Annotated in this window: 16 protein-coding genes; 2 read left to right on the top strand and 14 right to left on the bottom strand. The window is 63.6% G+C overall.

Annotated features, from left to right (window positions below; translation table 11 throughout):
- Positions 1 to 51: 51 nt before the first annotated feature.
- From AC1D10_RS18620 to AC1D10_RS18610, 3 genes are all read right to left on the bottom strand, one after another.
- Entirely contained in the window at positions 52 to 1,077 is a 1,026-nt protein-coding gene (locus AC1D10_RS18620; RefSeq protein WP_477274348.1) for a sugar ABC transporter substrate-binding protein, read from the bottom strand.
- 58 nt (positions 1,078 to 1,135) lie between these two features.
- Entirely contained in the window at positions 1,136 to 2,122 is a 987-nt protein-coding gene (locus AC1D10_RS18615) for an ABC transporter permease (RefSeq protein ID WP_477274346.1), read from the bottom strand.
- A gap of 270 nt (positions 2,123 to 2,392) precedes the next feature.
- Positions 2,393 to 3,826: a DHA2 family efflux MFS transporter permease subunit gene (locus AC1D10_RS18610; protein ID WP_477274344.1), complete on the bottom strand. Its 1,434-nt coding sequence runs from the start codon at positions 3,824 to 3,826 to the stop codon at positions 2,393 to 2,395.
- 118 nt (positions 3,827 to 3,944) lie between these two features.
- Here AC1D10_RS18610 and AC1D10_RS18605 point away from each other — a divergent pair, with 118 nt between their 5' ends.
- Positions 3,945 to 4,946 (top strand): ornithine cyclodeaminase family protein, encoded by a 1,002-nt coding sequence (locus tag AC1D10_RS18605; protein WP_477274342.1) that lies wholly within the window; start codon positions 3,945 to 3,947, stop codon positions 4,944 to 4,946.
- Positions 4,943 to 6,460: an HAL/PAL/TAL family ammonia-lyase gene (locus AC1D10_RS18600; protein ID WP_477274340.1), complete on the top strand. Its 1,518-nt coding sequence runs from the start codon at positions 4,943 to 4,945 to the stop codon at positions 6,458 to 6,460. Before AC1D10_RS18605 ends, AC1D10_RS18600 begins: the two co-directional genes overlap by 4 nt.
- Here AC1D10_RS18600 and AC1D10_RS18595 read toward each other — a convergent pair.
- The 11 genes from AC1D10_RS18595 to AC1D10_RS18545 form a co-directional block, all read right to left on the bottom strand.
- On the bottom strand, positions 6,425 to 7,225 hold the full coding sequence (locus AC1D10_RS18595; protein WP_477274338.1) for a 3-methyl-2-oxobutanoate hydroxymethyltransferase: 801 nt from the start codon (positions 7,223 to 7,225) through the stop codon (positions 6,425 to 6,427). The two genes, AC1D10_RS18600 and AC1D10_RS18595, sit on opposite strands and share 36 nt — an antisense overlap.
- A gap of 34 nt (positions 7,226 to 7,259) precedes the next feature.
- Positions 7,260 to 7,574, bottom strand: coding sequence for a MocE family 2Fe-2S type ferredoxin (locus AC1D10_RS18590; RefSeq protein WP_477274336.1), 315 nt, complete (start codon positions 7,572 to 7,574; stop codon positions 7,260 to 7,262).
- Positions 7,575 to 7,591: 17 nt separating this feature from the next.
- Entirely contained in the window at positions 7,592 to 8,686 is a 1,095-nt protein-coding gene (locus AC1D10_RS18585; RefSeq protein ID WP_477274334.1) for a fatty acid desaturase family protein, read from the bottom strand.
- Positions 8,687 to 8,747: 61 nt separating this feature from the next.
- On the bottom strand, positions 8,748 to 9,932 hold the full coding sequence (locus AC1D10_RS18580; RefSeq protein WP_477274332.1) for an aldose 1-epimerase family protein: 1,185 nt from the start codon (positions 9,930 to 9,932) through the stop codon (positions 8,748 to 8,750).
- A 58-nt stretch (positions 9,933 to 9,990) separates the two neighbouring features.
- Positions 9,991 to 10,905 carry a sugar phosphate isomerase/epimerase family protein gene (locus AC1D10_RS18575; RefSeq protein ID WP_477274330.1) on the bottom strand — a complete coding sequence of 305 codons (915 nt, stop codon included), beginning with the start codon at positions 10,903 to 10,905 and terminating at the stop codon, positions 9,991 to 9,993.
- 55 nt (positions 10,906 to 10,960) lie between these two features.
- Positions 10,961 to 12,046: a Gfo/Idh/MocA family protein gene (locus AC1D10_RS18570; protein WP_477274328.1), complete on the bottom strand. Its 1,086-nt coding sequence runs from the start codon at positions 12,044 to 12,046 to the stop codon at positions 10,961 to 10,963.
- 35 nt (positions 12,047 to 12,081) lie between these two features.
- Complete coding sequence (locus tag AC1D10_RS18565) at positions 12,082 to 13,143, bottom strand: ABC transporter ATP-binding protein (protein ID WP_477274326.1); 1,062 nt, start codon at positions 13,141 to 13,143, stop codon at positions 12,082 to 12,084.
- A 1-nt stretch (position 13,144) separates the two neighbouring features.
- The gene (locus tag AC1D10_RS18560; protein ID WP_477274324.1) at positions 13,145 to 14,236 is read right to left on the bottom strand and encodes an ABC transporter ATP-binding protein; all 1,092 of its coding nucleotides are present in this window, start codon (positions 14,234 to 14,236) and stop codon (positions 13,145 to 13,147) included.
- Entirely contained in the window at positions 14,233 to 15,192 is a 960-nt protein-coding gene (locus tag AC1D10_RS18555; protein WP_477274322.1) for a carbohydrate ABC transporter permease, read from the bottom strand. Before AC1D10_RS18555 ends, AC1D10_RS18560 begins: the two co-directional genes overlap by 4 nt.
- Complete coding sequence (locus AC1D10_RS18550) at positions 15,189 to 16,037, bottom strand: carbohydrate ABC transporter permease (RefSeq protein ID WP_477274320.1); 849 nt, start codon at positions 16,035 to 16,037, stop codon at positions 15,189 to 15,191. Before AC1D10_RS18550 ends, AC1D10_RS18555 begins: the two co-directional genes overlap by 4 nt.
- 93 nt (positions 16,038 to 16,130) lie before the next feature.
- On the bottom strand, positions 16,131 to 17,744 hold the full coding sequence (locus AC1D10_RS18545; protein ID WP_477274318.1) for an extracellular solute-binding protein: 1,614 nt from the start codon (positions 17,742 to 17,744) through the stop codon (positions 16,131 to 16,133).
- Positions 17,745 to 18,072 lie beyond the last annotated feature (328 nt).

Below are 18,072 nucleotides of genomic sequence, written 5' to 3'. Positions count from 1 at the left end.
GGTGGCCGGGCAATCCGGCCACCTCGTTGATTGGTGTTGGCAAGGATCGGTCTATTTCGCCGCCGCTTCGGCCTGCAGCGCCTTCAGGTCCCAGCAGCTGTCGGGCTTGAGGTCCGCCTTGGTCGTCGCCTTCTCCAGCGTGTAGATGTAGGTGTGCGAGGTGCCGGCCGGCTGGCCGCTCTGCAGCAGGAACTTGATGATGGCGTTCATGTCACCCGACTGGCGGGCAAGATCGGTCATTACCACGGCGCCATAGGTGCCATCCTGCAGCTTGTCGCAATCGGCGGTCTTCTCGCCGCCGCCGGTGGTGACCAGAAACACCTTGCCCTCGAGCTTGGCATCGCGGATCGCGGCGGAGGCGCCGGTTGCGTCACCATCCCAGAAGTCGATGATCGAGCAGATATCGGGGTTCTGCTGCAGCATCGTTGTCGTCACGTTGCGCGAGGTCGTTGCATCCCAGTTGGAGTCGGGCTTGGCCACCACCTTGAAGTCGGGATGCTTGTCCAGCACCTTCATGATGCCGGCATACTGGTAGAGGCTGGAGGAGTTCGCCTGGTCGCCCTGCACCAGGCCGATCTTCTTCGACGAGTTTTCGCCACAGCCCTTGATCGCCGCTTCCGCCTCGAGCTGGCCAAGCCGGTCCCAGTCGCTGCCGACAAAGGCGTCGGCGGGGAAGTTGGCCGGATTGTCGACCAACAGCACATAGGTGCCCGCGGCCTGCGCCTTCTTCATCAGCTTGGAATAGGAGTTGAGGTCCGGCGCGTGGATGATCAGCACGTCCGGCCTGGTATCCGACGAGATGGCGTCGGTGATCGCCTGCGCGCCGGCATCGACCACCCAGTTCGGGTCGCGCGTCTCGAACACGCCACCCCAGGCCTCGACTTCGGTCTTCAGATAGTGTGACCAGCCCTGTGCCAGGTCAAAGCCCATCGCCAGCGGCACCAGCATGACGCGCTTGCCCTTCAGCGCCTGCGCATAGGCGGCCGGGCCCGGATCGTCGGCGGCAAAGCTGGGCGCCACGAAGGCGGTAACGGCAAGCGCCGTGGCGGCGGCCATGAGTGTCTTGATCAGTTTCATGTCACATCCTCTGTTTGCTGTTGGTCTCCACGGACGGCCCCAACCGCCCGCGTTTGGTTTAGATATCGCCTTGCTGCGCGGTCTGTTCGTCACGTGGGTTGATGATGCCGTCGACGATGATCGCCCCCAGCAGGATCGCCGCCTTGATCAGGTTCTGGTAGAGCAGCGGAATGTCGATGATGGTCATGGCGTTCAAGAGGATGCCGATCAGCGCCGCGCCGACCAGCACATTGCGCACCCCGCCCCGCCCACCGGACAGGCCGATGCCGCCGATCACCGCCACCAGCACGATGTCGTAGAGCAGCGTCGAGTTGACGACGCGGGTGTTGATCGAATGCAGGCTGGCTGCCGTCAGCAGGCCAGCGATCAGCGCGACGAAGGCAGACAGCACGTAGCGCAGCACCAGCATCGGCCGCACCGGAATGCCGATGTTGCGCGCCGCCACCGGATTGTCACCGGCGAAATAGATGTAGCGGCCCCATTTGGTGTAGCGCAGGAACAGGAAGAACAGGAAAGCCAGGCCGGCGAAGACGAACACCTCGATGGGAATGTCGAGGAAGCGCAGGCCGCCGAGAAGCTCGACCCAATGGCCCTGCGGCACCGGCACGGCATCCTGCGTGATCAATTGCGAGCGCACATAGCCGAAGACGAAGGAGCCTGTCGCCAGCGTCACGAAGATCGCCGGCACATCGGCATAGGCGACGAGGAAGCCGTTGAGCAGGCCGATGGCGAGCACGCCGGCCAGCACATAGGCGAAGGCCAGCCCGTCGGCTGTTCCCGAATTCAGAAGTTGCAGATACCAGGCAACCGACATCGCCATGATCGCCACGGCGGACAGGTCGATGCCCCGGCCGATGATGACGACCGCCATGCCGAGCGCCAGTATGCCGAGCACCGATACCGAGCGGACGATGGCGACGAGATTGTTGGGGTCGAGGAAGCCCGGCAGACCGATGGCGGCAGCAACGAACAGCACCACCGCGATGGCAAAGACAATACCTTCCTGATTCAGGCTTCTGAAATTCGGCCAGCCGATCGTGTTCATGTCTGCGTGTGCCCCGATGGCAGCGCTGCCATCCCTGGGAAAGAAAGCTAATCGGCCCACAGCCGGTTCGTCAAATGAATCCGCGTTCAGAAGCCCGCTCGGCGGCGATATCCACCGGGTGGACGCATCGATTGCCAAAACTGGCGCAATGCGCGGAAAAGCCTGCATTTTTGGCAATTGCTTGCGCCATAGCGGCAGCTCGCGAAAGCTCAACACCAAGAAGAAAGGACAGAGCGGAACTTATCTCCGCATCAGGCGGAAAATTCGATTTCAATTCCTCGGCGCGTGGCCTGAAACCTCGGCGCCCGCACCCGGCGGCAGCGCGAGGAAGCGGAACGAAGCCACCAGCCCGATGGCGCCGATCGCCAGGAAGGCGATTCGAAAATCGACGAGGTCGAGCGCCGGCCGGCCCCTGGCGATCTGTGACAGGTTGAGGATCGCCGCCGCCACCGCGACGCCGAACAGCATCGCCACTTGTTGCAACATGCTGGACAGTGTTGCCGCCGAGCTGCGCTGCGCCGCGTCGATGTCGGCGAAGGCCAGCGTGTTGAGGGCAGTGAACTGCATCGAGCGCGACAGGCCGGCGATCAGCATCAGCGCAACCACCATCGCTTGCGGCGTTTGCGGCGAGATAGCCGCGCAAGCCGCGATCGCCGCCGAGGCGATCAGGCCGTTGACGACCAGCACCGAGCGGAAGCCGAAGCGCCGGAGCGTCGGCGTCGTCACCGTCTTCATGCCGAGATTGCCGAGGAAATAGGCAAGGATCATCATGCCGGCATCGACGGGGCTGAGGCCGAAACCGACCTGGAACAGCAGCGGCAGCAGGAACGGCGTGGCGTTGATCGCCACCCGGAAAATGGTGCCGGCGGCAAGCGTCGATATGGCGAAGGTCAGCACCTTGAAAGATGAGAGGTCGAGCAATGGATGCGGCGCACGCCTGAGATGGCGCATTGCCAGCCAGCCGATGACGATGCCGGCGGCGATCAGCAGCACCGTCGGCAGGACACCGTCCTCAGGGTGCGCGATGCGTTCGAGGCCGTAGAGCAACAGGGCGAGCCCGGCCGATGTCACCACGAAGCCCGGCCAGTCAAGCGGCTTGGGATCGGCCTCGCGGTCGCCGGGAATGAAGCGGGCGACCAGCGCCAGCCCGATCACCCCGAGCGGGATGTTGATAAAGAAATTCCAGTGCCATGACAGATAGGTGGTGATGAAGCCGCCGAGGACCGGCCCGACCACCGGCGCGAACAGCGCCGGCCAGGTGATCAGTGCCGTGGCATTGAGCAGCTCGGACTTCGAGGCGTTGCGCAAGACGAGAATGCGGCCGACCGGCGTCATCAGCGCGCTGCCCAGCCCTTGCACGACACGCGCGGCGACGAACTGGGTCAGATTCTGGGAGAACCCGCAGGCGAGCGAGGCCAGCGTGAAGAGGATGATCGCCAGCAGGAAGATGTTGCGCGCGCCGAACCGGTCGGCGAGCCACCCCGACAGCGGCACGAACACCGCCATGGTGAGCATATAGACGGTGATGCCGATGCTCATCGCCACCGCCGGCACGCCGAAGGACGCGCCCATCTGCGGCAGCGAGGTCGAGATGATCGTCGAATCCAGCAACTGCATGAAGAAGGCGAGGGCAACGATCAGCGCCACGCGCCGCGCATTGGTGGCCGTTTCGGGTAAAGCTTCAGTCTCGGGAATGGCAGTCATGACGGGACCGGTTTGAACAGCATTTGGCCGGCCGCGTCCAGACACGGCGCAACAAACTTTCGTGTCGCATCGCGGCCTGTTATGGATGAGCGGCGACCGGGGAAAGTGCACGCAGCAGATGAAACCCATCTATATCGACTACCTCAATGCGTTCGACATTGACGCCCTTGCCATGACCGATGGTGAAATCATTGCCGCCGTCGAGGCTGGCCTGGTGGCGCAAGGCAATGGCCAGACGGTGATCGAGCCGCGCGTTCATCTCGAGCCGGATCCGTCCTTCCACGGTCATTTCAATGTGTTGCGCGGCTACGTCGCGCCGCTCGACACCGCCGGCGTCAAGATCGTCGGCGACTATGTCGACAATTACCTGCACGGCCTGCCCTCGGAATTCGGCATCCTCAATCTGTTCGATCCGCGCACCGGCACGCCGCGCGCCATCCTCGACGCCACCGTCATCACCGACATGCGCACCGGCGCCGTCACCGCCATCGGCGCCAAACATCTGGCGCGGAAGAATTCGAAGGTGCTGGCCCATGTCGGCGCGCGCGGCACCGCCTACTGGAATGTGCGCCTGCTCGACCATCTTTTCGACTTCGACGAGATCCGCGTCCATTCGCGACGCCCGGAAAGCCGCGACGGCTTTGCCGCCAAGCTCTCCGCCGATCTTGGCAAGCCGGTGACGGCGGTAGCCGACTGGAAGAGCTGCATCGAAGGCGCCGACATCGTCGTCGAGGCCTCGCGGCTGCCTGAGCCGCAGCCATTTTTGAAGACCGAATGGATCAAGTCCGGCGCGCTGGTTGTGCCGTATGGCACGATGAGCGCGGTGGAATTGTCGCTGACCGACATCATGCAGAAAATGGTCGTCGACGACTGGGGGCAGTGCAAGGGCGGCAAGTTCGGCTCGCTGCGCCCCCATGTCGAGACCGGGCGGCTGAGCGAAAAGACGCTGCATGCCGAGCTCGGCCAGATCGCCGCCGGCCTCAAGGCAGGGCGCGAAAACGACAGCGAGACTATCCTGTTCTGGCACCGCGGCCTGTCGCTGTCCGACATTGCGTTGGGCAAGGCGATGCTGGCCAAGGCGCAGGCGCAAGGCATCGGCCAGAGACTACGCTTCGCATGAGCGCGCTCGTCCTCACCGGAGCCGGCGTAGGCACTGCGGATGTCGCCGCAGTCGCCCGCGACGCGCGCAAGGTGGAGGTCGCGCCTGATGTCATCGGCAGGCTGGAGAGGGCGCGAAAAGTGCTCGACCAGGCAGCCGCGTCCGGCCAGCAGATCTATGGCCTCAACACCGGACTCGGCGCCAATCTCGGCACCACGGTAGAGGGCGACGCCAGCGCCTTCCAGCGCCAGCTGCTGGAAGGACGCAGCGGCGGCGTCGGCGAAGCGCTGCCGGTCGAAAGCGTGCGGGCAACCATGGTGGCGCGCGCGGCAATGCTTTCAGCCGGCGGCTCCGGCCTTTCGCCTGCCGTATTTGTCGCCCTGGTCGACGCACTCAATGCCGGCGTCCACCCGGTGATGCCGTCGCTCGGCTCAATCGGCGCCGGCGATCTGGTGCTGATGACGGCGCTCGCCCGCCTGCTGACCGGCGAAGGTGAAGCCGACTATCAGGGCCGGCGCATGCCGGCCGTCAAGGCGTTGATGATGGCCCGCCTCGGCCCCATCACCTTGGCGCCCAAGGACGGGCTGTCGCTGATCAACGCTTCGGCGGTGTCTGCCGGCGGCGGCGCGCTGGTGGTAACGGATGCGCTGTCCGCCCTTGCCCAGCAGCAGCAGGCCGGCGCTCTGACCATGGAAGGCATTGGCGCCAACCGCACCATCCTCGACCCGCGCCTGCACATGGCGCGGCCGGCGGCAGGCCAGCAGGAAGCCGCCAAAGCCCTCAACGATCTGCTCGCCCGCGACGAGGTGCCGGAACCGACCACCTTGCAGGACCCGCTGTCGATCCGCTGCATGCCCTCGATCCATGGCGTGCTGATCGAGGCGATCGGTCAGGCCCAGCAAGCCGTCGAGATCGAACTCAATGCCGCCGGCGACAACCCATTGGTGCTAAGCGACGACGAACTGGTGCTGTCGACCGGCAATTTCCACACCGCGTCGCTGTCGCTCGCCTTCGAGACGCTCGGCCTGGCGATCGCTCAATGCGCTGCCGCGAGTGCCGCCCGTTTCATCCAGCTCACCGGCTCCGGCCGCAACGGCCTGCCCAAATATTTGTCGCCGGTCGGCGGCGCCTCGGCGGGTTTCGTGCCGCTGCAGAAGACGGCGACATCGATCCTGGCCGCCATCCGCCACAAGGCCAATCCGGTGATGCTGGATTTTCTGGCCGTTTCGGAAGGCGTCGAGGACCATGCCACGCAGACCCCTTTGGCGGTTGCGAAATGCGCCGGGATGATCGCGCTGTGGCGGAGGCTGATTGCCTTCGAGCTGATGGCGGCCGCACAGGCGATCGACATGCGCGACGGGTTCACGACGGCGCCCCGCACCACCGCTGTTCACGCGGCGATACGCTCGCTCGTCCCGGCCCTGAAAGAGGACCGGCCGCTCGGCATCGACGCCGAAGCGCTCTATGCCGCGCTCGCCAATGGGCCTTGGCAGACGGCCTTACGTCCGGCCGACCTTGTCGAGGAACAGCCGTAGCTCGGCCGGGTCCATGTGCACGACGTGCCTGTCCTCGGGATAGGCCAGGCTGTTGACGTCGGCGACATATTCCGAGAACGCGGCGATACGCTCGGCCTGCAGGCGATCATATTCGGCGGCGAAATTGCGATAGACCTTGGAGTGGCGGGGCATGTGACCGCGGTTCTGGCCGAGAATGTCGTCGGCGAACAGATATTGCGCGTCGCAGCCCGTCCCTGCCCCCATCGACAGCATGATCAGTGACGTACGCTCCGAAATTGCTTTCGCGACCTCGACCGGCACCACTTCGATCTCGGCGCCGATGGCACCGGCGGCCTCCAACTGCTTCACCGCTGCGAAAATCTCCATGGCGGTGTCGGCGGTCTTGCCGACCGCCTTGAAGCCGCCCGTCCAGGTGGCGCGCGATGGAATGAGGCCGACATGGCCGATGACCGGTATGGCTTCGTCGGCCATCCGCTTGATCGTGGCGTAGCCGGCGCTGCAATAGACCGCGTCGGCGCTAGCCTTGTAGAGCCGGAAGGCCCAGCGGACAAAATCGTCTGATGTGCCGATCTCGAAAAAGTTCTCGCCCGGCATGGTGAACAGGCTGGGGGCTGCGTCGCGGTATTGCGGGTTGAGCACCAGTTCGGGCGGCACCGAGACGATGTCGACCCCCGCCCGCTCGGCGGCCTCGGCTTCGTCCATCGTCAGCACACGCAGCATGGTCAGCTGACGCTTGCCCTTCATGGCGCGCAGGTCGGCGACGGTTGGTCTTTTTCGGCTCATCGAAGGGGTTCCCTCTGTCACGTGCTGCGGTGGGTCAGCCGATCTGGATCATCACTTTGCCGGCCTCGACCTTCACCGGATAGGTCGCGAGATTGACGCAAACCGGTGCGCCCTTGGCGGCACCGGTCTTGTAGTTGAAACGGCCATTGTGCTTGGGGCATTCGATGATGTCGTCCATCACCAGCCCGTCGGCCAGATGGGTCTTCTCATGCGTGCAGAACCCGTCGGTGGCGAAGAACTCGTCGTCCGGGCTGCGATAGATGGCGAAGCTGCGTCCGCCATGGTCGAAGCGGATGACGTCCTCTTCCTCGACATCATGGATGCCACACGCTTCAACCCAGTCGGCCATCTGTCTCTCCTGCAACTTTATTCCGCTGCCGCCGGGACGGTCAGGGCGTGGAACTCCTCCCGGTACGGCCGCGCCGTCGGTGGCAGCTCGCGCTTGAGGAAATAGTCCTCGTACTGGAGTTGTTTGATGAGCACTGGCCAGACTTCGCGATAGGCATGCCACATCGAAGGGTTCGGCTCCGGCAGGTCATGCTTGATCAGGTCATGCAGCTTCGGCAACGCGTGATAGGGTACCATCGGAAACATGTGATGTTCGACGTGGTAGTTCATGTTCCAGTAGATGAAGCGGCTGATCGGGTTCATGTGGACGGTGCGCGTGTTCAGCCGGTGGTCAGTGACATTGTCGGCGAGGCCGATATGCTGCAGCAGCCCGGTCAGCACCATGTGCCAGCTGCCGTAGAGGCGCGGCAGGCCGATCAGCACCAGCGGCAGGAATGACCACAAATAGAGCGCCAGCGCGAACGCAGCGACATAGATGGCAACATGCCAGCGCGCGGCGATGACAGCCTTGGGCTGTTCCATCTCGGGTACGAAGCTTTTTTCGTCGGGCGAGAGGTTGCCGAACGCGTTGCGCACCAATGTCGGCAGTGAATAACGGAAATCGAGGACACCGGTGAAGGCAAGTGCGGCGCGCAACAGGTCCGGCGGGCGCATCACGGCGATCTCGGCGTCGCGGCCGACGATGATGGTGTCGGTATGGTGGCGGGCGTGGCTCCAGCGCCAGGTCACCGGATTGCGCATCAGCATGAAGCTGGCGATCTGGTAGACGACGTCGTTCATCCAGCGGGTGCGGAAAGCGGTGCCATGACCGCATTCGTGCCAACGCGAGTCGCTGGAGGAGCCGTAGAGCACGCCGTAGACGAACAAGAACGGCAGGCACCACCATGTACCCCAGAACCAGATGCCGCCGGCGGCGGAGCCGAGAATGGCGAGAATCCAGATCACGGTGTCGCGGATTGCAGGCCCGTCGGAACGCTGCATCAGCTCCTTCATCGCCTTGCGCGAGACGTCGGTGTGATACCATTCGGCCGAGGCCAGCCCGGTCTCGATCGCGGTCCGCGTGCTTTCGCCGACCAGGCTGTAGTCGCGCTTTGTCTTGCCAGCCGTCATCATAGCCTCCGGATAGTGAACCGGGCGGGCTGATCGGCCTGCCCTTTCTGGCGGCGCGCGCCCGTCATTGACCTCTGCCCCCGAGCATCGCAAAAACGCCCGACGGCATCGGGTAATCCTCTTGCGGCTGCATGGCGGTCGCGGCGATCCGCTGCTCGCATGCGGCGATCGCGCCGGCGCCGTCGAGAACGCGAAACACCACATCATAGGAGCGGCTGTCGCCATGCTCCAGCCAGATCATTTCGCTGCGTTCGCGCGCGGCGAGATTGCCGAGCACATGATGCGTCGAGGGCTCGATGCCCAGCGCATACTGCCCCGCCTGGAAATTCTGCCATTGGTAGGCGCAAGGCAGCTGGTCCTTGCGCGTCACCACTTCAAAGCCAAGCCCGAGCTGATCGTTGACCACAGCCACGGGCACGTCGCCATTGGCATCGGCCGCCATCTCGTGCTGCCAGACCTGCTCGCTGAAACCCAATTGCGGCGCCGGCACCGTGCGGTAACCGACTTTCTGCGCACGGTAGCGCTCGCCGCCATGGCCGGCCCAGACGACATCCCGGATCGGCGCCAGATAGCGCGAGCCTTCGTCGAGCAAGGGATTGCTGACATTGACGTGGTAGAAATACATATGCGGCGTGCGGTTGAAGCCGTGATTGACGACACGGTCGAAGAGCCGGATCTCGTTGCCGCCGACATCGGCCTCGATGCGCCGCAGGAGATGCAGATCCTCGCCGAACACCGCCGACTGCTGGACCATGCCTTCGGCCCACAGCACGCAGCGGTCGCCGTCCCAGGTCTCGCCATAGCCGGTCAGCCTGGCCGGAATGGTGCCGACGCGGCCATGCAGCGAATGGACCACGGTCTTCTTGCCTGGGTAGTTGTAGTTTTCGGCCGGCACTTCTTCCCGACCCAATATGTGGTCGAGACCGCACGTCACCAGCAGACCGGAGAACGACCGAGCCCAGCCCAGCCCCCCTTCCCCCTCATGCTCGTGCAGACCGGGGTTGCGAAAACCGCTCGGCGAATGCCAACCGATCGCCTGGCCCTTGAAGTCGCAGTCGGCGATATCGAGTGCCCGGTCGACCAGCGCGGTGAAGCGCAGGCCCGAGCCGGTGCGGAACTCCAGCATGCGTATGCCGCGTTCCACACCGTCGCCGAGTGTCATCAGCCGCACGCCGGCGAATTGCGACAGCATGCCCGAGCGTTCTCGGACCTGCCGTCGCGACAGCGTCTTGCCGTAGAGTTCTACCATGTCACGGCCGCTTCTTCACTTCACTGTCGTCCCTTCAACCGGCGGCGCGCGGTGACCATCACAGGCCGTTGGCGCGGAACTTCCCGTCGAGGAATTTCTTGGCGCGCGGCACGTCGTCTTCGGCCAGATGCTCGATGATGACAGGGATGTTCGGATGCTTTTCGGCCAGCCGCTGGAGATAGAGATCGTAGTTCAGCGAGCCGAGGCCGGGCGCCGGCAGCTCGATCTCGCCAACACCGCGGAATGTGTGGCTTTCCATGGCGTTGTCATCGCCGATATCGGCGTGCTTTTCGGATTTGTCGCTGCCCGAACGCTTGACGTCCTTGGCGTGGGCGATCTTGATCTTGTCGGTCAGTGTGTCGAACACCTGGTTCAGGATCTGGTCCATCCTGTCGATGTTGTGCGTCTCGAAATAGTTGGTCGGGTCCATCAGCAGGCCGAGGCCGGGATGATCGACCTGGGCGAACATCCTCACCGTTTCCTCGACCGAGCCGACGACGTTGTTGACATAGGTTTCGAGCAGGAAGACCGCGCCGTGGTCATAGGCCGTCTGCGCGAGGTCGGCGACCACCTTGCGGCATTCCTCGAAACCTTCCTCGGTCTTGTTCTTCGGGTGATGCACCCAGTCGGATTCGGTGTTGTAGGTGCCGGTTTCCGAGATCACGTAGGGGCTGCCGAAATGGCGGGCGTTGCGGATGATCTCCTTGAGGTAGCCGACACGCTTGTCGCGCTCGGCCTTGTCCGGATGGATGATGTTGGTGTAGCCCGACACGCAGCAGATCGGCAGATTGTGTTCGCGAAACGTGTCGCGGACTTTCTTGGCCTTGTCCTTGGTGATCTGTCCGGCCGACAGGTCGACATCCCTGAAATGCAGGTCAAGCTGCACCGTGTTGAAATCGAGCCCGCGGATCTTCTTCGCCGTCTCTTCGAGACCATACGGGAAATAGCCCGTGAAAATACCTGCCTGCATCATGATGTGAATTCCTCCCTGTAAGCGATTCAGTTGACTGGTGATTCGGTTGTGGTGATCAGACGGCGATTTCGGAAAGCCTGACCGTGCGGCCTTCGTCGATCGAGCGGTAGCCCGCCTCGACCAGCGCCATGGTCTTGACGTTGTCGGCGACGGAAAGCGCCGGCGGCGTGCCGGTCTTCACCGCGTGCTGCAGCTGCTCCATCACGCCGATGAAGGCATGCGGGAACCACATCGTGTCCCAACGCGGCGTCACCCACGCGCCGCCGGTTGTCTCGGTCGAAGCATAGGTCAGCGTCGAGGCAGCGCCAGTTGGCCAGCCAATGCTGCCCTTGGCGACACCCTTGGTGCCGTCGACGCGCCAGTTGATGTGCTGGTCGTCCTTGTAGTCGTCCTGGCGCGGGCCGGACCAGACATCTTCCAGCGACACGGCGAGCACGCCGGACGGAAAGCGCAGCGTCGACACGGTGATGCCGTCCGAATGGTCGAATTTCGTGCGTGGATCCTTGCGGGTCAGCGTCGTGATCTCATCCGGGTCGCCGAACAGGAAGCGCAGTACGTCGAGATGGTGCACGCTCATATTGGCGAGCGTCAGCCGGTCGTAGTCCTCGAGGAAGCTCTGCCAGTGCGGAATGGCGTGCATGTCGATCTGCGCGAAGACGATGTCGCCCAGCGCGCCGCTCTCGATGATCTGCTTCAACACCCGCATCGACTGGTCATAGCGCATGTTCTGGTTGACCGAGAGAATCTTGCCCGCCTTCGCCGCCTCATCGCGCAGCTTGACCGCTTCCTCGACCGAGAGCGCCAATGGCTTCTGCGCCAGGATCGCCATGATGTGCTTCTGCTTCAGCGCGTGGCGGATCAGAGCCGGTTGCTGGTCGGGCGGAAAGGCAAGATCGATGATCTCGACATTTGTATCCTCGATCAGCTTTTCCGGCGTGTCATGGACGGTCGGGATGCCCCAGCGCTCGGCGACTTTCTCGGCGCTGGCCCTGGTGCGAGAGGCGATCGCCACCACAGGGAAGCCGGCTTCCTTGTAGGCGGCGAGATGGCACTCGGCCATGATCATGCCGGCACCGACGCAGCCGATCCTGTATTCTTTCGTGCGCACCTTCACGTCCGGCTCGAAGCCATTGTCTGCCATCTGATCCTCCCGAAGGTCTTTTCTTGCGGCTGCCGTCATTTTGCCAGCGCTGCCCCGCTTTGCCCGAAATAATGCACGCGGGCCGGCTCGCAGGATATCGCCACCATGGCATCGGGCCTGATGTCAGGCTGGCCGCGCAGCAATGCCTTCAGCCGCGCCTGCCCGGCAGCGAGCGTCACCACGGTGTAGCCGCCAAGCGGCTCAACCTCGAACACCCGCGCCGGGCGGCCCGAGCCCCCGCCAGCCCACGGTCCAACCTTGATATCTTCCGGCCTGAGCCCGATCTCGACGGCATCGGCGGGAGCAGCCTTGTCGGCAATGCGGATCGTGCCTTCGGCCGCTTCGACACCGTCCTGGCCGCGCGCCGATCTGAGGATGTTCATCATCGGCGAGCCGAGCAGCCGCGCCACATAGGTGCTGGCCGGGCGGTCGTAGATTTCGGCCGGTGCGCCGATCTGCCTGATGCTGCCGTCCTCGAGGATGGCGATGCGGTCGGCGACCGACATCGCCTCTTCCTGGTCGTGCGTGACATAGATCAGCGTCTTGCCGAGCTCGCGCTGGATCCGCTTCAGCTCGACGCGCGTCTCCTCGCGCAGCCTGGCGTCGAGCGCCGAGATCGGATCGTCCATCAGATAGGCATTGGGATCGCGCACCAGCGCCCGGGCAATCGCCACACGCTGCCGCTCGCCACCCGAAAGCTGCGCCGGCGGCTTGTGCAGGATATGACCGATATGCAGCTTTGCCGCGACGTCGGCGACCCGCCTTTTGATCTCCAGCTCGGCGACCCGGCGTTCGACCAGGGGGAAGCGGACATTGTCGAGCGCGCTCATATGCGGAAACAGCGCCAGGTTCTGGAACACCATCGCCACGTTGCGTTCGGCCGGCGACACCATGTTGACCGGCTTGCCGCCGATCAGGATTTCTCCGGTGTCAGGCGTCTCCAGCCCGAGCACCAGGCGCAGAATTGTCGACTTGCCCGACAGCGGCGGACCGAAGAAGCAGAAGAACTCGTTGTCGTTGACCGTGAACGAGGCGTCATCGACGGCGAGTGTCTTGCCGTAGCGCTTGGTCACATTGCGAAAGACGATATCGGCCATCTCAACCTGCCTTGATCGCAAGGCCGGTAGCGGCGTCGAAGACACGCACCGACGACGCGGCGGGCGCGACGACGGCGGTGTCGCCGATCGCCAGTCCGACATCATTGTCGAACACCGTCTTTACCGCGCTTTCGCCCTCGCCGAGATGGACGATGGTGCGCGCACCGATCCGTTCGACGAAGCTTACCGGCATGGCGAGACCCCGCCCGTTTTGCACCAGGGACGCCTGTTCGGGCCGAAATCCGTAAAGCACCTCGCCGCGCGCGCCGCGCAAGGCCGCCGCGAGCGCGTCCGGCAGCGGCGGCGTGACGCCCAGCGGCCCGAGATCGACGACCAGCCCACGGTCGCTCTCCGTTGGACTGCCCTTGAGCAGGTTCATGCCCGGCGCGCCGATGAAGCGGGCGACGAAGACATTGGCCGGATCGTTATAAACCTCGAGCGGCGTGCCGACCTGCTGCAGCACGCCATGATCCATGACAGCGATGCGGTCGGCCATGGTCATCGCCTCGAGCTGATCGTGAGTGACATACACCATCGTCTGGCGGAACTGTCGCTGCAACTGCTTCAGTTCGGTGCGCATGACGGCCCGGAAAGCGGCGTCGACATTGGAAAGCGGCTCGTCGAGCAGGAAGATCGCCGGCTCCATGATCGCCGAGCGGCCGATCGCCACCCGCTGCAATATGTTGACCGACAGCCGATCGGCCTTGCGGTCGAGCAGCGGCGTCAGCTGCAGCATCTCGGCAATGGCGCCGACGCGGCGATCGATCTCGGCCTTCGCCGCACCACGCATCTTCGGCCCGTAGGCGAGGTTCTGGCGCACCGTCATATGCGTGAAAATGGCATAGTTCTGGAAGACGAAACCGACGCCGCGCCTGCCCATCGGCACGCCGGCCATGTCACGCTCGCCGAACAGGATCTTGCCGCCGGTCGGCTCCTCCATGCCGGCGATCATGTTCATCGTCGTCGACTTGCCGCAGCCCGACGGCCCAAGCAGCGCCATGAACTCGCCGTCCGATATGGCAAGATCCATCGTCTTCAGCGCCGTGAAGTCGCCGAACTTCTTGACCAGGCTCTGCAGGTGGATGGCACTCATACCGGCACCTCGCGCGACCGCGCCATGCGCTTCATGGCCAACACCGCGACGATGGAGAGCACGATCAATATGGCCAGCGCGATCGCCGCCACATAGCCCCAGATCAGGTCCTGCGTGGTGAGCTTGTAGATGTAGACGGAGATGGTTTCGGTGGCGACGCCGGGGCCGCCGCCGGTCATGATGTAGAGCGTATCGAAGATCTTGAAGTTCTCGATCACCCTGATCGCCAGCGCGATAATGATGATCGTCTTCATCTTCGGCAGCACGATGGTGACGAAGCGCTGCCACGGATTGGCGCCGAGCAGCGTCGCCGCCTTGATCTGGTCCTCGGGCACGCCGACCAGGCCGGCAAGCAGGATGAGGAACATCAGCGGCGTCCACTGCCAGATGTCGGCGACCATGACGGCAAACAGCGCCAGCGTCGGATCCGAGAGCCAGGCGATGGTGACGGGAGAGCCGGTAAGCGACGACAATATGTCGTTCACCGGTCCGCCCGACTGGAACAGCATGAAGAACATGTAGCCGGCCACCGCCGGCACCACCATCATCGGCATCAGCAGGATCGAGTAGAAGATGCGTTTGCCGGGGAAATCGTCGGCAAACAGCGTCGCCAGCGCCAGCCCGAGCAGGAATTCCGCCGGCACGCAGACGATCATGACGATGGCCGTACGCTGCAGGGCGCTCCAGAAGCGCGCATCGGCGGCAAGGTCGGTGTAGTTGGCGAAGCTGTTCCACAGCGACCAGGCGTTCCACCAGCCAAGACCCGACAGCGGCGACCAGTCGGTGACGCTGATGTAGAGCTGCATCAACAGCGGGAAGGCCGAGATGAACAGCACGAGGATCTGCGCCGGCAGCGTCAGCCGGAAGCCGAGCCTTGCCCCTTCGTCGCGCAGGACCGGTCTTGCCTGGACGGTTTTCATCGCGTCCTCTGTAATCGTGGCCATCACCGCGCTCATTGCTTGAGCGCCCCGAAAGTCAGCCCGCGCACCAGATGGCGCTGGATGGCAATGCCCATGATGACGGGCGGCACGGCGGCGATGAGGCCAAGGGCTGCCTTGGCGCCATAGAGCTGCCCGGTCATCGAGGACGACAGCGAAGCCATGTAGACCGGGATCGTCACCCATTCGCGCGTCGTCAGAAGCAGCGCGATCAGATAGTCCGACCAATTGAGGATGAAGACGAACAGTGCGGCGCTGGCGAGCGGCGCGCGCATCATCGGCAGCGTGATGCGGGTGAAGACGCGCAGCCGCGAACAGCCTTCGACAAGTGCGGCCTCCTCGATTTCGCGCGGCATGTCGTCGAAGAAGGTCTTCATCAGCCAGAAGGCGAAAGGCAAGGTGACGATGCCGTAGATCAGCGACAGCCCCCACCAGCTGTCGGTGAAATTGAGGAAGGCCCACATGATCATCACCGGGATCATGACCGCCATCGGCGGAAACAGCCTGAGCTGGATCAGCGCCAGCGGCAAGTTCTGGCCCGAGCCGAAACGTGACAGGCCGTAGGCGGCGGCCGTGCCCGCCGACATCGCGATCACCGTGCCGAACACCGCCGACAAGAGCGACGAGGCGATCGGCTTCAGCGCTGTGCGGTCGAGCGCGACGATCAGATTGTTGGTGGATTCGCCGAAGACGAAACGGAAATTGCTGAGCGTCGGGTTCTTCGGCCACCATGTCAGGTCGGCACCCGTCGCCGACCATTCGGCGATCGGCTTGAAGGCCATCGACACCATCCACAGGATCGGCACCAGCGTCACCGCCATGGCCGCGAAGATCGCGGCGTAGCGGAATATCTCGAAAGGCATGGAACGCTTCATCTGGCGGCTTTGCTGGTGGCGTTGCGGGCGGAGGGGAGAAGCAAGCTCCTCCCCTCCTTCGATGTGATCCTGGGAGAAGGATCAGGCGATTGGATCGAGAACTGTCGGCCAGGCCTCCTTGTTGGACTTGATGGCTTCGAGCAGCTTGTCCTCGCCGGTGCGCCGGGCGATCTTCTTCCACTCGGCTTCGGTGTCGGCCATCGCCTGATCGGCGGTCTTGGCCTTGGTCAGTGCCGCCATGAGGTTCTCGTCCAGCGCATTGTGGAAGGCTGTCGCGCCGGGATAATTGATGGTCGGCACCGTCCGCGCCACCGTCTCGCGCACAATGTCCATGTGGTAGGCATGGTAGGTCTGGCGCACCAGCGGATCGGAGAAATCCGAAAGCCGGAACGGATCCAGATAACCGCCGGGATTGGCGCTCATCCAGGCGTAGATGCGGGCGGAGCCCAGCCATTGCAGCAAGAGATAGGCGACTTCCTGGTTCTTCGACTGTGACGAGACCATGCCGGTCAGCGAGAACCAGAGGACGGAACGGCTGATCAGCTTGCCGTCTATCTCGCGTCCGGGCGGCAGCATTGAACCGATCTTGCCGGTGACAGCTGAATCCTTGTTGCCGGCATTGTCGAGGAATTTCGGCAGGTTGGAGAAGGCGCAGGTCATCGCCGCACCACCCTTGGCGAAATTGCCATACTGCTCAGGCCAGCCCCACGAGATCGCATCCGGCGAATGATGCGACAACGATGCGATATATTCGTTGGTGGCGGCGATGCCTTGCTCCGAATTGATCAGCGGCTTGCCGTCATCGCCAAACAGGAACTGGTTCGGCGAGGCCATCGAGACATAGCGCTGGTACCAGTTGGTGTAGCCCCAGCCCTGGTTGCGCAGGTCGGTCGAGCCAAACAGGCCCTTGTCCGGGCGCTGGAAGAAGGCGGCGATGTCGCCATGCTGCTTCCAGGTCTTCGGCGGCGCCAGATCGTAGCCATACTTGTCCTTGAAGGCCTTCTTCTCGGCCTCGTCGCCGAACAGGTCGGTGCGGTAGACCCAGGTCTGGAAGTCTCCGTCCAGCGACACGCCATAGTTCGAGCCGCGATATTTGTTGAGCAGCGACACGCCCTTGGCGCCGTTGACATAGCCGGTGACCGGATCGTCCCACTCGGGCTTGTACTGCGCGACAAAGTCGTCGAGCTTGGCGATCCCGCCGGTTTCGGCGAGGTCGCCGAGGCGGTTCCATTCCGTCGAGTAGATGTCGTACGCCCCACCCTTGGTGGAGATGTCCTGCATCGTCTTGGTGAATTCCTGGCCATTCGGCAGGCCGACGATTTCGATCGGAATGCCGGTTTCCTTTTCCCAAAGATCCTTGATCGACGGCGCGCCGGCCGGGAACGGCTGCGTTAGCTGGCCGATCGAACCGTCCGACAGGCCAAGCACGATCTTGGCCGGCGCCTTGCCGGAACCCTTCAGCGCCTTCGCCGCCTCGATGGCGCGGCCTTCCGGCGTGTCGGCGCCATACTGGTAGTGCTCGGCTCCATCGAAGCCCGTCGGGCCGCCGATCATGCCTGGCGCCAGCGCGTCGGCCGCATAGGCGCGGCTCGGACGAATGAATTTCGGTGCAATACCAGCGGCGGCCATGATCACGGCCGCTTTTCCTCCGGACGCCAGCAAGCGGCGCCGCGACATGCGGATCAAGTCAGACATTGAACTCCTCCTCAGGGCCACGTTTCCTCCACGACCCGATGAAGGATATTGACGGCAGCATGGCAAGGCTGTCAACATCATAAATACTCAAAACACATCACAATATTGCAAATAGGGCAGAGAGATGCGTCATACCGGGATCCATACATCGCTCCAGGTGCCTCGATTTGAGGGAAAATCAATCTTGCCAGCTCTGCGCAGCCCTGCCCGACGATTTGATTTAGCCCGGCGGCTTGCGCATCGGCCAAGGGCGGATACATCATTTCCCATCAGAATCGCGGATGACACAGAAGCCGTCGCCAGCCGACCTGACGCATGCAGGAGATGA

It is taken from the genome of Mesorhizobium sp. P2_A8 (assembly GCF_056404935.1).
Note: the sequence above shows the minus strand (reverse complement) of the source record. Positions and strands in the feature narration are given on the sequence as shown.